Consider the following 15,691-nt stretch of genomic DNA (forward strand, 5'->3'; position numbering starts at 1 on the left):
TTGCAACGGGTGTCACATCAACAGCAGGGGGCAATCAATGGCGCGCTGTGCAAGGGTGCTGGCGCGACGCAAGAGCCCGGCGGGATTCCGTCTTCGGGCTGGGGCCAGTCTGGCCGTCAGGGCGCATTGTAGCCCAGCCCCCATGACGAGAGGGCCTGGCAGATGTCCTGCGGCACCGGCGCCCGGAATTCCAGCGCCTCGCCGGTCACCGGGTGCGAGAAGGCCAGGCGGTAGGCATGCAGCGCCTGCCGCTGCAGGCTGCCGACCGGCGCGCCGCCATACAGGCCATCCCCCACCAACGGATGCCGCAAGGACGCCATGTGCACGCGGATCTGGTGCGTGCGGCCCGTATGCAGGGTGCATTGCACCCAGCAGCCCTCGTCCACGCCAGCGAGCCACCGGATGTCGGTGCGCGCAAGCTTGCCCGCATGGGTCGCCAGGTCGACGACCGCCATGCGCAGGCGGTTGCGCGGATCCCGGCCAATGGGAGCGTCCACCGTGCGGATCTTGGGACCCGACCATGCGCCGTGGGCCATGGCCACGTACTGCCGCTGCACCTTGCGCCCGGCAATCAATGCGACCAGCGCGTCCATGGTGGCGCGGTCGCGGGCAACGACCATCAGCCCGCTGGTGTCCTTGTCGAGCCGGTGCACGATGCCCGCGCGCGGCACGGTCAGCGCCTTTTCGTCGCGGGCGAGCAGGCCGTTGAGCAAGGTGCCGCTCCAGTTCCCCGGCGCGGGGTGCACCACCAGGCCGGCGGGCTTGTTCACCACCAGCAGATGTGCATCCTCGAACACCACGTCGATGGACATGGACTCAGGCCGGAAGGCCTGGCTCTGCAGCGTGGGCCGCATTTCCAGCACCACCTGATCGCCCGCCTTCACGCGCGCTGCCGCCTTGGGAAGCGGCTTGCCATTGAGGCTCACCAGCCCCTGCGCCAGCAGTTGCTGCAGGTAGCTGCGGGAAAACTCGGGCACCAGATCGACCAGCGCCCGGTCCAGCCGCACGCCATGCTGTCCGGCCCCGATGTGCATGGAGCGAAGCTCGCTCCCGGACTCGTCCGCCAGCCCTTCCGACTCGTCGGCCAGCAGCTCATCCGCTGCCCCGGCCGGCTCCCGCGCCATGCCCGTTGCGCCCATTGGCGGCGAAGCCACGGCGGAAATCAACGTGCAGGCAGGTAGCGCGACGGGTCGACGGGCTTGCCTTGCCGGCGGATTTCAAAGTGCAGCTTGACGCGGTCGGCGTCGGTGCTGCCCATCTCGGCAATTTTCTGCCCCTTGCGCACGGACTGGTCCTCCTTGACGAGCAGGGTCTGGTTGTGCGCGTACGCCGTCAGAAAGGTGTTGTTGTGCTTGAGGATGACCAGGTTGCCGTATCCGCGCAGCCCCGCGCCCGCATACACCACGCGGCCGTCGGCGGCGGCCAGGACGGGGTCTCCCGCCTTGCCAGCAATGTCGTATCCCTTGTTGCGCGCCTCGTCGAACCCGGCGATCAGCGAGCCCGGAGCGGGCCAGATGAATGCCATGTCGTCTTCCGCGGCGCCCGACGACGGTGTCGGCGTTGCCGGCGCGACGGCCACCACGGGGCCGGAGGCCGCCGAGGTGGCGGGCTTGGCCGCGCTGGCCGGGGGCACGGCCGCACTGGCGGGATTGGCGGGCGTCACCGTCGAGGAGGTCACCGGGCGGGTGACCACGCCGCTGTCGGCGGCCACGGCCTGCGAGGCGGGCGCGGGCGGCGCCACGCGCAGCACCTGGCCCACTTCGATCAGATTCGCGTTCTCGAGGTTGTTCCAGCGCGCAATGTCTTTCCAGCTCTGGCCCGACTCCAGGCCGATGCGAATGAGGGTATCTCCCGGCTTGACCGTGTAGTAGCCTGGTTTTCCAGCATTTTCCGCGCCGGGCAGCGGCTTGAGGGGTGTCCCCACCACCACGCCGGGCTGGGCCGCTGGCGGAGGCGCGGAGGACGAGGAGGATGTGCCCCGGTCTTCCACAGGAGCCTTGTTCAGCCGGGTGCCGCAACCGGTGAGCGCAAGCCCCGCCAGCGCCACGGTAAACCCAACCACAAGACCACGCGATACGAACATAAGCATTTCCCTTCAGGCAATCCCCGATTTTAGGGGGACAAAATGTACGGGCTCGAGCACGTTTTGTTTCAATCCGTGCGGGGTTTTGTCGATCACCAGCAACATCTGCTGCCCGCCTGCCACCGCCATGGGCGCCACCAGCCGCCCTCCGACCGCCAGCTGGTCGCACCACGCCTGCGGCACGGCATCCCCGCCCGCGGCGGCGATGATGGCCGCGTAAGGCGCGCCCTTGGCGTAGCCCAGCATGCCGTCCCCGAACAGCAAGTGGACATTGGCCAGGCGAAACGGGCGCAGGTTGTGGCGCGCCTTGTCGTGCAGGCCCCGCAGGCGCTCCAGGGTATAGACCTCGCGCGCCAGGTGGCTCAGCACGGCCGCCTGGTAGCCGCAGCCCGTGCCGATCTCCAGCACACGTCCCAATCCGCCCGCGCGCGCGCCTTCGGCGCCCAGCAGCAGCTCGCACATGCGGGCCACGACGTTCGGCTTGGAAATGGTCTGCCCAAGGCCAATCGGCAGGCTGGTGTCCTCATACGCCTGGTTGACCAGCGCGCTGTCGACAAAACGATGGCGCTCCACGGTGCCCATGGCGTGCAGCACCGCCGGCGACGTGATGCCTCCGGCCGCCAGCTTGTGCACCATGCGCGCGCGCACCGCCGCCGAATCCAGCCCCACCCCCACCGGCGCCGCCGCCGGCTGGCGCGCGGGCGGAGCGACCGGGGCGGGCCTGGCGGGAGAAGGTCCAGATCCTGGCAACCTGGCAGGGAATCCGGGGCGGCGCTGCATCACGGTCCCGGCGCCCCGGCCACGCCTGCCACAAGGCGGGACGCGGTCTGTGCCCAGTAGCCCAGGTTGTCGTGGTCCGTCAGGTCCACCTTCAGCGGCGTGATCGACACGTGGCCTTGCGCCGTGGCATGAAAATCCGTGCCTTCCGCATCGTCCTTGGCGGCCCCCGCGCTGCCGATCCAGTACATCGCCTCGCCCCGGGGGCTTTCCTGCACGATCACCCGCTCGGCCGCGTGGCGGCGCCCCAACCGGCACAGCTTGAGGGGCTGCAGCGCCTCCAGCGGCATGTTGGGAATGTTCACATTCAGCAGCCATGGGGTCTCTGTCACGAGACGCTGGGCCCGCATCTGCGCGACGATCTCGCGCGCCTTGGCCGCGGCCGCCTCGATCTCGCCCCAGCCCTTGTCCACCTGCGAGAAGGCAATGGCGGGGATGCCGAACAGATAGCCCTCCATCGCCGCGCCCACGGTGCCGGAATAGATGGTGTCGTCGCCCATGTTGGCGCCGTTGTTGATGCCCGACACCACCAGGTCGGGCCGGTAGCCCAGCAGGCCGGTGAGGGCGATGTGCACACAGTCGGCGGGCGTGCCGTTCACGTAGCGGAAGCCGTTGTGCGCCTGGTGCACGTACAGCGGCGAATGCAGGGTGAGCGCATTGGACTTGGCGCTGTTGTTGTGCTCTGGCGCGACCACCTCGACCTCCACCCCGTCGAGGGTCTTGAGCGCATCGTGCAGCGCCACGATGCCGGGAGCCTGGTAGCCGTCGTCGTTGGAAATCAGAATTTTCATGGTTGCAGAAGGGGTTGCAACGGATTGTAGGTGGCGTGCCCGGGGCCCTGCCCTGCGCAACGCAGGCGCAAGCCGTCGCTCGTGGGACATCGCGCCCCGGCAGGCCCCGCCTATCATGCGTCCCACATTGACAGGAGACTTTTCCCATGCACGCTTGGCTTTGCACCAACCCCGTCGGCGTCGACGCCCTGGCCTGGACCGAACTGCCCACGCCCACGCCCAAGGCGGGCGAGGTGCTCATCGAGATCAAGGCAGCCAGCCTGAACTTCCCCGACCTGCTCATCGTGCAGAACAAATACCAGATGAAGCCGCCACTGCCCTTCGTGCCCGGCTCTGAATACGCGGGCGTCGTGGCCGCCGTGGGCGACGGCGTGACGCATCTGAAAGTGGGCCAGAACGTGGCCTGCCTGTCGGGCACGGGCGGTTTCGGCACCCACACGATCGCGCCCGCGGCACTGTGCATGCCCCTGCCCGATGGCTTCTCGCACGTGGATGCTGCAGCCTTCATCATGATCTACGCCACGTCGTACCACGCGCTGGTGGACCGCGCCCAGCTCAAGGCCGGCGAAACGGTGCTGGTGCTCGGCGCCGCCGGCGGCGTGGGCACCTCGGCCATCCAGATCGCCAAGGCCATGGGCGCACGCGTGATCGCTGCCGCCTCCACCGACGAGAAATGCACGCTGTGCACCTCCATCGGGGCGGACGCCACCATCAACTACAGCAAGGACAACCTGCGCGAGTCCATCAAGGCGCTCACCGACGGCAAGGGCCCGGACGTGATCTACGACCCGGTGGGCGGCGACTTTGCCGAGCCCGCGTTCCGCTCCATCGCCTGGCGCGGCCGCTACCTGGTCGTGGGGTTTGCCTCCGGCCCCATCCCGGCCCTGCCCTTCAACCTGGCGCTGCTCAAGGGTGCCTCCATCGTGGGCGTGTTCTGGGGCGACTTCGCCAAGCGCGAACCCAAGGCCAATGCCGCCATGATGGGCGAGCTGGCGCAGTGGTATGCCCAGGGCAAGATCAAGCCCGTGATCGACCGCACCATGCCCATGGCGGAGCTGCCCGCCGCCTATGCGCACATGGGTTCGCGGGGCGTGATGGGCAAGCTGGTGATGGTGAACTGAGCCTGTGGCCCGCCGGGCGCGCCGCCCGGCTTCATCCAGGCCCCGGGAATCCGGCCGCTGTGTCACACTCGCTCATCCTGCTTCTCCCTGACACTGGTGTCCGCACATGGCCGACCGACCACCTTCCGAAATCGCGCGCGAGACGCTCAAGCAGCTGGCCACCCGGCGCCTTCCCCCGACGCCCGACAACTATCTGGCGCTGTATGACGAGATCGCAGGAGTCCGCAGCCCGCAGCCATTTCCCGAAGGCCCCCTGCAGCACATCCTGAGGGTGCTGCCGGGGCAGACGCCCGCACAGAAGCGCCTGCTGGGCCAATTCGAACGCGCCGTCAACAACAAAGACTGGACTTCGCTACAAAGTGTGCTGGTGGGCTACGCCAACCTGGGCCTGAACCCCGCCACGGCGGCATCGGCGCCGGTGGAGCCGGCCCCCGGGGCCACGGCCACTGCCTCGCCAGGCATCCTGCCGGACGAGTTTGCGCAGATGCTGGCGCGCCTCATCGACAACACGCTGCCCGCGCTTGGTGAAGACGATGCCCGCGTGATCGACATGGCGCAGCAGCTCATCACCTTCCTGAAGGAGCCCGCGCCCCCCATCTCCACGGTGCAGCTCATGCTGGGCAACTTCACCTACAGGCTGTCGTTCGCCACCGAGGAGCAGGCCTCCATCCGCGCCAGCCTGCTGGAGCTGCTGCACATGGTGTTCGAGAACATCGCCGTGCTCAGCCTGGAAGACCGCTGGCTGCACGGCCAGGCCGAGGCGCTCATGGCCGCGTCCACGCCGCCGCTCACGCTGCGCCGGCTGGACGACGTGCAGCGCCGGCTCAAGGACGTGATCTTCAAGCAGGCCGAGGCCAAGGCCCGCACGGTCGAGGCCCAGGAGCAGATGAAGGACATGCTGGCCACGTTCATCGAACGGCTGGCCCGGATCACGGCGTCCAGCACCACCTACCAGGGCACGATGGCACGGTGCGCCGACCTGATCGGCAAGGCCAACACGCTGGAGGAGATCGCCCCCGTGCTGCACGAGGTGATGACCGCCACCCGCGCGATGGCGCTGGACAGCCGCGTCACGCACGACGAGCTCCATGAGCTGCGCGAGCGCACCGAAGCCAAGCGCGCCGAAGTGGCCAAGCTGCAGGAAGAGCTCGACCGCGCCAGCCAGCAGGCCCGGCACGACCCGCTCACCGGCTCGCTCAACCGCAAGGGCCTGGACGAGGCCATCGAGCGCGAAATCGCGCGTGCGCGCCGCCTGGGGTCTCCGCTGTGCCTCTCGCTGCTCGACGTGGACAACTTCAAGACCATCAACGACCGACTGGGGCATTCCGGCGGCGATGCGGCGCTGGTGCACCTGGCGCAGGTCACGCGCGAGGTCATGCGCCCCCAGGATCTGCTGGCGCGCTACGGCGGCGAGGAATTCGTGCTGGTGCTGCCGGACACCCCCGTGGAAAGCGGCGTGGCCGCCATGACGCGGCTGCAGCGGGAGCTCACGACACGCTTCTTCCTGCAGGGCTCCGAGAAGGTGCTCATCACCTTCAGCGCCGGGGTCGCCCAGCTGCACGACAGCGAAGACAGCGCGGACACCATCCGCCGCGCCGACCAGGCCATGTACCTGGCCAAGCGCTCGGGCAAGAACCGCGTGATGGCGGCATGAAAGGAAGCCCCTCTGTGTCGCCTTCGGCACCTTCCCCCGGAGGGGGACGCCGCCAGCGCACGCAAGCGAAGCGCCGCGTCCGCAGCTTGGCGGCCCTTGCGCGGCGGCCGCTGGCCTGGGCTGCGCCAGTTTTGAGCGCAGCGCACTAAGGCGCACCCTGCAGTGCCCCCAGAGCAAAGACGGTCCTTTCTGCGGCGCGCAGCCATGGCTGCCGCTGCCACCAGCCTGCCCCATTGGGCTTGGAGCAACCCGCCGTCGCTGCACGCCAATCCGTTCGCGCTGGGCGTGGCCAGTGGAGACCCGGCGCCCGACGGCGTGGTGCTGTGGACGCGGCTGGTGCTGGCCGATGCGGCGCAGGTGCAGGCCGCCCACACCGTGCGGTGGGAGGTGGCGCACGATGCGCGCTTTGCGAAGATCGTGCAAAAGGGCGAGGCGCCTGCCCTGCCGCAGCTCGGCCACAGCGTGCATGTGGAGCTGCGCGGCCTGGCCCCGGACCGTTGGTACCACTACCGTTTCATGCTGGGCGATGCGGTGAGCACGGTGGGCCGCACGCGCACGGCCCCCGCACCGGGCGACCTGCCTGGCGCGTTGCGCGTGGGATTTGCCTCCTGCCAGCGCTGGGAGCACGGCCACTACGCCGCATGGCGCCACCTGGCGGCCGACCAGCCCGACCTGGTGCTGTTCCTGGGCGACTACATCTACGAGTACGCCACGCCCAGGAACACGGCCGACCTGGCGCGCACCCACAGCCTCCAGCTGGCCACCACGCTGGCCGACTACCGAGACCGGTACGCGCTGCACAAGAGCGACCCGGCCCTGCAGGCCGCCCACGCCGCCTGCCCCTGGGCCGTGACCTGGGACGACCACGAGGTGCAGAACGACTACGCCGCCGGAGCGGGCCGGGGCGACGCCACCGGCTTTGCGGCGATGCGTGGCGCCGCATGGCAGGCCTTCTACGAGAACATGCCGCTGCGCGCGGCCAGCCTGAACCGGCCCTTCCCCGACACCCGGTGGGACGCACTGCAGGTCTACCGCCGGCTGCGCTGGGGCCGGCTGGCCCACATCCACCTGCTGGACGGCCGCCAGTACCGCACCTGGCAGGCCTGCCGCACACCGGAATCCGCCAGCGCAGGCGCAGTGCGCGGCGGCCAGTGCGCCGACCTGGGCGACCCCGCCCGCAGCTTTCTGGGCGCGGCGCAGGAGCAGTGGCTCGACGCCGGCCTGGCCAGCGACGCGGCCACCCGCGACACCACGCGCTGGAGCGTGGTCGCGCAGCAGACGCTGTTCTCGCCGCGCCACTACCCCTCGGGCATGGTGTCCACCGACAGCTGGGACGGCTACCCCGCAGGCCGCGCACGCCTGCTGCAATCGGTGGCCCGCCACGCGCCCCGCAACACCGTACTGCTGGGCGGCGACATCCACCAGAACTACGTGTGCCGCGTGCACGCCGACGCGGACCGCCCCGGCTCGCCCGTCATCGCCAGCGAGTTCTGCGGCACCTCCATCAGCTCGCGCTCGGGCACCACGCAGGACAAGGTGGACGCCGTGGCGCGGCACAACCCCCACGTGCTGCTGGCCCGCTGCGACCTGCGCGGCTACGGCCTGGCGGACATCACGCCCGAGCGCTGGACCACCACCCTGCGCGCGGTGGACGACCCGATGCGCGCGGACAGCGGCGCCAGCACCCTGGCCCGGTTCGTGGTTCAGGACGGCCGCGCGGGGCCCGTGCCGGCGTGAACGCTCATTTTTTGATAGCTTTCAGCGCTTATCCAGAAAGCGACAGGACCGCAAAATACCTCAAACCGTGCGCCTGTAGCGCAATGTAACGCCAAGCCCCCGCGCAGGCTGGGCACCGTACGATGGCCGCTTCTTGCTTGCCACGAAGGAGAAGCCCATGTCCCCCATCGTCTCGCCGGCCCCGGCATCCCCCCGCAGCTTGCGCCCTGGCCTGATCACCTGCGCCGCGCTCGCCGCACTGCTGGCCGGCTGCGCCAGCGCCCCCTCGCCGTTCGCCTACACCGTGCCGGCCCAGCCCGAAGGCTCCTCGGGCTACACCGAAAAACCCGGCTGGGCCACCGAGAAATTCGCCGTGGCCGCCGCCAACCCGCTGGCCACCGACGCGGGCTACCAGATCCTCAAGGCCGGGGGCTCGGCCGTGGACGCGGCCATCGCGGTGCAGATGGTGCTGACCCTGGTCGAGCCGCAGTCCAGCGGCATCGGCGGCGGCGCCTTCCTGCTGCACAGCAGCGGCAAGGTGGTGGAGGCCTATGACGGGCGCGAGACCGCGCCCGCCGCCGCCGACGAAAAACTCTTCCTCGGCGCCGACGGCAAACCCGTGCCGTTTTACGACGGCGTGGTGGGCGGCCGCTCGGTCGGCGTGCCCGGCACCGTGCGCATGCTGGAGCTGGCACACAAGCAGCACGGCAAACTGCCCTGGGCCACACTGTTCCAGCCCGCCATCACCCTGGCCGAGGGCGGCTTCAAAATCAGCGCACGGCTTAACACCCTGGTGGCGGCGGACCCGCACCTCAAAAAGGACCCGGTGGCCGCCGCCTACTTCTACAAAGCCGATGGCGATGCCCGCGATGTGGGCGTGAACCTGCGCAACCCCGAACTGGCCGCGGTGCTGCGCCGCATCGCCGCCGAAGGCAGCAAGGCCCTGCACGAGGGCGAGATCGCCCAGGCCATCGTCGACAAGGTGCAAAAGCACCCCACCAACCCCGGCAAGCTCAGCCTGGCCGACCTGGCCGGCTACCAGCCCAAAAAGCGCGAGGCGCTGTGCCACGACTACCAGGTCGCCAGCAAGGACTTCCGCGTCTGCGGCTTTCCGCCGCCCAGCTCAGGCGCCATCGCCATCGGGCAGATCCTGGGCATCCTCAAGAACACCGACGCGGCCGCCAAGCCGCTGCAGGACGGTATCCCCTCGGCCGACTGGCTGCACCTGTACACCGAGGCCGCGCGCCTGGCCTTTGCCGACCGCGCGCAGTACGTGGCCGACCCGGACTTCGTGCAGCCTCCCGCCGGCAGCTGGAGCAGCCTGCTCGCCCCCGCCTACCTGGCCGAACGCGCCAAGCTCATCGGCGCACAGAGCATGAAGGTCGCGCAGCCCGGCAACCCCGGCGCGGTGAAGGCCAGCTACGCGCCCATGCCCGACCAGCCCGAGTACGGCACCAGCCACATCAGCATCGTCGACGCGTTCGGCAACGCGGTGGCCATGACCACCACCATCGAAGACCAGTTCGGCGCGCGGCAAATGGTCAAGGGCTTTTTGCTCAACAACGAGCTCACCGACTTCAGCTTCGCGCCCGCCGATGCCCAGGGCCAGCCCATCGCCAACCGCGTGCAGCCCGGCAAGCGTCCGCGCTCGTCCATGGCGCCCACGCTGGTGTTCGACAAGGCCACCGGCGAGTTGCTGATGAGCGGCGGCAGCCCCGGCGGCGCGGCCATCATCCACTACACGGCCAAGACGCTCTACGGCGTCTTCCACTGGGGCCTGATGCCCCAGCAGGCCATCAACCTGCCCAACTTCGGCTCCATGAACGGGCCCACGCTGCTGGAGGAAAAGCGCTTCCCGCCCGCCACGGTGGAGGCCCTGCGCGCACGCGGCGCCGAGGTGCGCGAGATGAACATGACCAGCGGCCTGCAGGCCATCACCCTGGGCAACGCCCACGGCAAGAAGCTCTGGATGGGCGGCGCCGACCCGCGGCGCGAGGGCGTGGTGATGGGGGACTGAGCCCCGCGCTCACCGTGCCGCGCGCCGCCGGCCGGCCCCCGCCAGGGCCGCCACACCGGCCGCCAGCAGCAGCAGGGCCCAGGGCGACAGCGTGGGCACGGCCGTCGCGCCCGACACCATGGGCACGCCGGGGCCTCCCGCATCGTGCACCGCACCGTTGGGCCCCAGGGCAAAGTCATCGTCGCCCAGGCCCCCATCGGTGATGCTGAACCGCACCGTGTTTCCGCTGATGGTGGCGGGCAGCTCGTACCAGTGCGCAGCCGCGTTGCCGGGCGTGGGGCCCCACTTCCAATAGCGCGTGCCGGGCGGCAGCGGCGCGGGATAGGTGATGGTGAAGTGCAGCGTGGCCCCTGCCGCGCACCCGGCGGTGGCGAAATCGAACAGCCCGTGCGGAAAGGCCACGCCCGTGGGCGCCGCCGGCGCCACGCTGGCGGCGGGAACGAACCTGCTGGCGGCAAAGCCGCAGCCGGCCCCGCCGCCCGAAAAACCCGCCGTGACGGCGCCGCCCGGCCCCTCGCCCGTGAACTGGGTGGCGGCGGCCGGACGCACCACGCGCACCACGTACGACAGCGTGGCACCGCTCTGCGCCGTGACCAGCACCGTGACCGGGTTGTCGCCCACGGCCAGCGCGATGGGCGCCGACGCGCTGCCGCGCGCCACCAGCGCGCCGTTGACCCGCACGCTGGCCGTGGCCTCGGCCGCCAGGGGCGTCAGCGTGATGGACGCCACCGCGTGGTCCACGCTCGCCGTGTACTGCAGGGTGCCGGCATCGAACGCCGGGCCCAGGCTGCCCGCGGACAGCGTGAGCGCGCCCAGCAGGGCATTCGCGCTGGGCACGGGGCGCGTGGCGGAGAAGGTGTAGGTGGCCGTGCCGCCATCGCGCGCCAGCACGCTCACCGTGACGACCGCGCTGCCGCCGGCGGGCACCGCGACGGGCGCCGATGCGCTGCCGCTGGCCACCGGCACGCCGTTGACGCGCACCTCGGCGGTGCCGAAGGCCAGCCAGGGCGTGAGCGTGAAGTCCGGGCCGCCCACGGGCAACTGCACGGCATAGGCGGTGACGGCGCCCGAGAACGCCGGGCTCAGCGTGCCGCTGGACGGCACCACCTGGGCCAGGTCGGGCGCGGTGTTGCGCAGCACCCTCAGCCCCTCCCCCCGGTTCGACAGCGCGTTCATCACCAGGTCGGGCTTGCCGTCGCCGTCGAGGTCGGCCATCGCCATGCGCGAGGGCAGCCACGGAACGTAATGCAGCTGCGGCGCCGCCAGGCTGCCATCGCCCTGCCCCGCCAGGATGGCGACATTGAAGGCGCCGCCGTTGCCGTTGAGCACGGCGACGTCGGGATGGCCGTCGCCGTTGAAATCGCCCACCACCACGTCCTGCGGTACCTCCTGGCCGATCATGGGCCCCAGGCCGCTGGCGAAGCGCACGGGGTTCTCGAAGCTGCCGTCCGGGCGGCCCCGCAGCACGAACACCGTGCTCACGCCGTTCACCGACACGGCGACGACGAGGTCATCGCGCCCGTCGCCGTCGAGGTCGCCCACGCGCGGAACCGCCCCGCCCATGGGCACGCCCAGCGTCCCGTCGAAAGGCGCGCCGAAACCGCCCAGGGGCAGGCCCGGCAGCAGTTGCAGCGCACCGTCGCCGCTGGCCAGTACCAGGTCGATCCGCCCATCGCCATTGAAGTCCCCGCCGACGACGTACCGCACCCAGCCCAGGCTCCCCACCGGCTGCGCGTCCGCGAAGCGGCCGCCGCCCAGGCCGCGCTGCACGGCAGCGCCGTTCGCGCCGGGCGACACGAGATCGGGGCGGCCATCGCCGTCCACGTCCAGCGCCGCGACGCCCGCGGCCGCCGCGGGCGGCCAGGCCAGCGGGGGCGACAGCGCACTGAAGCGCCCATCGCCCAGGCCCGAGGCCAGCTGGGCGTGGCTGCCATCCACCGCCATCGCGTCCAGCCAGCCGTCGCCCTGGAAGTCGCCCAGTGCCAGCAGGAAACCGTCGCCCAACCCCACCGGCGACCACTGCGCGGCGGCGAAGGTGCCATCGCCCCGGCCCGCGAGAAGCGCGATGTCCCGCCGGACCAGGCTCACCGCGGCGATGTCCACATGCCCATCGCCATCCACGTCGCCCACCGCGAGCGTCACGGCCTGCGTGCCCTCCAGCGGCAACGACAGCGGCGCGGCGAAGGCCGTCGGGTTGTGCGCGAGCGGCACCGCCTGCGGCGCCTGGCGCGTGATGGAAACCAGGTAGGTGCGCTGCACCATGCCGTCGCTGGACGTGACCTGCACCGGCACGGTGTTGGGCCCCGGCGCCAGCGCCACGGTGGCGGCATGGCCGCTGCGCAGCATCTGCCCGCCGACGCGGGCCGTGGCCTCGGCATCGGGCAGCGCCAGCCCCACCCGCACGGAGGCCATCACGAAAGGCACGCTGGCGCTGTAGGCCAGCACGTCCGGGTCGAACGCGGGGCTGAGGCTGCCGCCCGACAGCGTCAGCCCGGCCAGCGCCGCGTCGGTGCGTCCGCGCAGCACATCCAGCGTGTAGCTGCCGGTCTGCAGGCCGTCGGTGCTGGTGACCTGGATGGTGATGGCGTTGTGGCCGGGCTGCAGGGGAATCGGCGCCGAGGCCTCTCCCGGCACCACCGGACCACCATGGACGAGGATGGTGGCCGTCGCATCCTCCGCCGTGGGCGTGACCGTGAGCGTGGAGGCATCGCTGGCGGCCCGCACGGTGTAGGCGGCGATTGCGGGATGGAACGACGGCCAGGGCGTGCCGCTGGACAGCGCCAGCCCCAGCAGCCTGGCGCTGTTCACGAGACTGGCACGCACCACGCGCAGCGTGTACGTGCGCTGCGTGGCGCCGTCCTGCGCCGTGGCCCGCACGGCGATGGTGTTGGTGCCGGGCGCGAGCGGCACGCTCACACCGCCCCCGGCCGCCACGGGCGCGCCGTTGACCGTGACCGACGCCCCGGCGAAGGCGGGGGTGGGCGTGACGGTCACCGCGCTGACGGTGCCGGCCACCGATGCGGTGTAGAGCATCACGTCCGGATCGAACGCCGGGCTCGGCGTGCCCGCCGACAGGGCCAGCGCCGCCAGCCGGGCGTTGGTGTCGGGCGCGGCGCGGGCCACGGTCACGGTGTAGGTCCTGGTGGCCAAGCCGTCCTCCGACTGCACGCCGACGGCGATCGCCGTGGCGGCCCCCGCCTGCAGCGCCACGGAATGCGGCACGCCCGCCGCCAAGGACGCCCCGTTGACGGTGAGGGTGGCGGTGGATGCAGCTGGCGACGCCGTGAGCGACACCGCCGTGGTGGCATAGGGCACCGTGGCGCTGTAGCCCGTCACGGCGCTGTCGAAGGCCGGACTGAGCGCGGCGCCGGACAGGGCGAGGCTGTCCAGGTCGGCGCTGGCGCTGGCCAGCCGCGTGATGGCCAGATCGAAGGTGCGGGTGGTGCCGTCCTGAGCCACGGACTGCACCGTCACCGTGTTCGCGCCCAGGGCCAGCGGGATGGCCGGCGATGCGCTGCCGCTGGCCACCGGCTGGCCGTTGACCGTGAGACCGGGGCAGTCCGCCGCCGTGGCGACCACCGCCACGGACCGGTCGCGCACGGTGGCGCTGTAGCTGTGCGTGGCCGGATCGAACGGCGGGGAGAGCATGCCCGCCGACAGCGCCAGGGCGGCCAGCTCGGCGTTGGCGCCCGGCCCCTCGCGCTCGATCTGCAGCGTGTAGAAGGCCCTGGCGGTGTAGTCGAACGACAGGGGCCGCTCCACCGCCAGCTCCACCGTGTTGGCGCCAAACGCCAGGGGGACGGACAGCGCGCCCTCCGTCTCGCCGCCGAACAGGTGGAGCGTCTGCCCCAGGGCCCGCACGGTATAGGGCTGGTAGTTGGGCTGCCAGGCCCGCACCGCGATGCTCTGCGGCGCGCAATGGCCGATGCGGATGCCCGGCACCGCCACCCGCAGCGGGTCGTCGGTAAGATCCCCCAGCGGGTAAACCGCGGCGACACCGCCCACCGCGATGGAGGCCAGCTGCGCGTAATTGGTGAAGCCGGGTTCCGGGTCATCGGCCACCGCCCCTCCGCAGGCACACGCCAGCAGACAACCCAGCACCCACCGGCGCATCCGCAACCCCGCCTTCCAACCGCCCATATCCCCTCCCCCTTCAGCCGCTGCACGGCACCGTGTTGGGCCGCGATTGTTCGCAGGCAGCGTTGACGCAGCGTTGAACGCCCGCCGCCCTGGCGGGTGCACGCGGGAGCGCAGGCACCGGTCCGTGCATTTTTTGCTATATTTTTAATAGCTTCCAGCGCTTTGCGGTAAAGCGCTGCAGCCCAAAATGGCATCAATCCTTGCGCTGACGGCGGCGTGCGGTGGCCGCGCCCCCGGCCATCAGCAGCGCCAGCAACGTGCCCGCCCACGGGCCGCCCAGCGGTACGGCGACCGGGGTCGCGGGCCCGCCTGGACCGGGCGCGGCGGCCACCGAGAACACATAGGTCACCGTGGCCGTCTGCGCCGCGGCGTCCGTGACCTGCACCGAAAAGCCGTAGTGGCCCGCCGCCGTGGGGGCGCCCGACAGCAGGCCTCCCGCGGACAGGGACATGCCCGCCGGCAGGCTGCTTCCGGCCGCCAGGGCGTAGGTGTAGGGCGGCGTGCCCCCCGTGGCCGACAGGCTCTGGCTGTAGGCCATGCCCGCCACGCCCCCGGGCAGGCTGCCCCCCGTGAGCACCGGCGTGCTGGCCAGAGGAATGACGGCGCCGCTGTGCAGCACCACGCCGCCGCCCGACGACAGGCCCGCCACGGCCTGCCCCGCGATGGCGCCGGCCTGGGCCGCTGCGGGCGGCGCCCCCAGGGCGCCAGCCAGCAGGGCGAGCGCAGCAGCCGCGCGGCCCGAGGAGAGAAGAAAGGATGGCATGCCGCGCTCCCTGTCCGCTAGTTCCGCGTGGGGTACGTGCCCCCCACGCAGATGATGTAGTTCAGCGCCAGCGACGGCGGCAGCCTCTCGAACGACTGGGTGGAGCCCGCGCTCCCCACCGACGTGAGCGCCAGCCGGGTGTCGGGCGCGACCGCCGCGAAGGCGCCCGCCTCCGGCACCGCGGCCAGCGCCATGCCGGCAGCGGGCGTGGCGCTGGTGGCCGCGCCGCCCGCCGCCGCCACCGCGTGGCTGTGGGGCGGCAGGTTCCAGTGCTGAAGCCACATCTGCTCGTCGCCCCGGTGTGTGCCTTCGACGACGTCGGTGGCCAGCCCCAGTCCCTGGCCCGTGCCCACCGGGATCCGGCTGCCCAGATGGGGCAGGTTGAAGTGGGTCATGCCGTCGCCGCCCCAGGTGGTGCCCAGCACCGAGAAAAGCGCGTTGTGGTCGGTGATGCTCAGGGCCTGGCCGTTGGCGAGCATCCAGCCCACCGGCGCGTAGTCGCCCGCGAACAGCCGCACATCGCCCAGCAGGCAGTTGCCGGCCACCTGCGCGCCGGTGCCGGCGCATGCCAGCAGGCCCGTGCCGGCCAGCAGGAGCTGGCCCAGCCGTGTTCGCCGTGTTTGCATGGC

The 15,691-nt window shown here is 71.3% G+C and carries 11 protein-coding genes; 4 read left to right on the plus strand and 7 right to left on the minus strand.

Annotated elements, in window-relative coordinates; translation table 11 throughout:
* Positions 1-116: 116 nt before the first annotated feature.
* The 4 genes from AC07OD_RS03340 to surE are packed head-to-tail and all read right to left on the minus strand — an operon-like array spanning position 117 to position 3,651.
* Entirely contained in the window at positions 117-1,124 is a 1,008-nt protein-coding gene (locus tag AC07OD_RS03340; RefSeq protein ID WP_492807499.1) for an RluA family pseudouridine synthase, read from the minus strand.
* Between the two features lie 38 nt (positions 1,125-1,162).
* Positions 1,163-2,083 carry a peptidoglycan DD-metalloendopeptidase family protein gene (locus tag AC07OD_RS03345; RefSeq protein WP_218295361.1) on the minus strand — a complete coding sequence of 307 codons (921 nt, stop codon included), beginning with the start codon at positions 2,081-2,083 and terminating at the stop codon, positions 1,163-1,165.
* A gap of 12 nt (positions 2,084-2,095) precedes the next feature.
* Complete coding sequence (locus AC07OD_RS03350; protein ID WP_492244018.1) at positions 2,096-2,863, minus strand: protein-L-isoaspartate(D-aspartate) O-methyltransferase; 768 nt, start codon at positions 2,861-2,863, stop codon at positions 2,096-2,098.
* Positions 2,863-3,651 (minus strand): 5'/3'-nucleotidase SurE, encoded by a 789-nt coding sequence (surE, locus tag AC07OD_RS03355; protein ID WP_218295363.1) that lies wholly within the window; start codon positions 3,649-3,651, stop codon positions 2,863-2,865. The genes AC07OD_RS03350 and surE overlap by 1 nt, the downstream gene beginning before the upstream one ends.
* Positions 3,652-3,797: 146 nt before the next feature.
* Here surE and AC07OD_RS03360 point away from each other — a divergent pair, with 146 nt between their 5' ends.
* From AC07OD_RS03360 to AC07OD_RS03375, 4 genes are all read left to right on the plus strand, one after another.
* Positions 3,798-4,772 (plus strand): NADPH:quinone oxidoreductase family protein, encoded by a 975-nt coding sequence (locus AC07OD_RS03360; RefSeq protein WP_218295364.1) that lies wholly within the window; start codon positions 3,798-3,800, stop codon positions 4,770-4,772.
* Between the two features lie 106 nt (positions 4,773-4,878).
* Entirely contained in the window at positions 4,879-6,426 is a 1,548-nt protein-coding gene (locus tag AC07OD_RS03365) for a GGDEF domain-containing protein (protein WP_494595152.1), read from the plus strand.
* 204 nt (positions 6,427-6,630) lie between these two features.
* The gene (locus AC07OD_RS03370; protein WP_494595154.1) at positions 6,631-8,163 is read left to right on the plus strand and encodes an alkaline phosphatase D family protein; all 1,533 of its coding nucleotides are present in this window, start codon (positions 6,631-6,633) and stop codon (positions 8,161-8,163) included.
* A gap of 157 nt (positions 8,164-8,320) precedes the next feature.
* The gene (locus tag AC07OD_RS03375; protein ID WP_218295367.1) at positions 8,321-10,159 is read left to right on the plus strand and encodes a gamma-glutamyltransferase family protein; all 1,839 of its coding nucleotides are present in this window, start codon (positions 8,321-8,323) and stop codon (positions 10,157-10,159) included.
* Positions 10,160-10,168: 9 nt separating this feature from the next.
* Here the strand turns inward: AC07OD_RS03375 and AC07OD_RS03380 are convergent, their stop codons facing one another.
* The 3 genes from AC07OD_RS03380 to AC07OD_RS03390 form a co-directional block, all read right to left on the minus strand.
* On the minus strand, positions 10,169-14,221 hold the full coding sequence (locus AC07OD_RS03380; protein ID WP_494595156.1) for an IPTL-CTERM sorting domain-containing protein: 4,053 nt from the start codon (positions 14,219-14,221) through the stop codon (positions 10,169-10,171).
* A gap of 271 nt (positions 14,222-14,492) precedes the next feature.
* Positions 14,493-15,062, minus strand: a complete 570-nt coding sequence (locus AC07OD_RS03385) for an Ig domain-containing protein (RefSeq protein WP_218295369.1) — start codon at positions 15,060-15,062, stop codon at positions 14,493-14,495.
* 17 nt (positions 15,063-15,079) lie between these two features.
* Positions 15,080-15,688 (minus strand): phage tail protein, encoded by a 609-nt coding sequence (locus AC07OD_RS03390; protein WP_218295370.1) that lies wholly within the window; start codon positions 15,686-15,688, stop codon positions 15,080-15,082.
* Positions 15,689-15,691: the final 3 nt, after the last annotated feature.

The sequence above is a fragment of the Acidovorax sp. GW821-FHT10E03 genome, assembly GCF_059415205.1.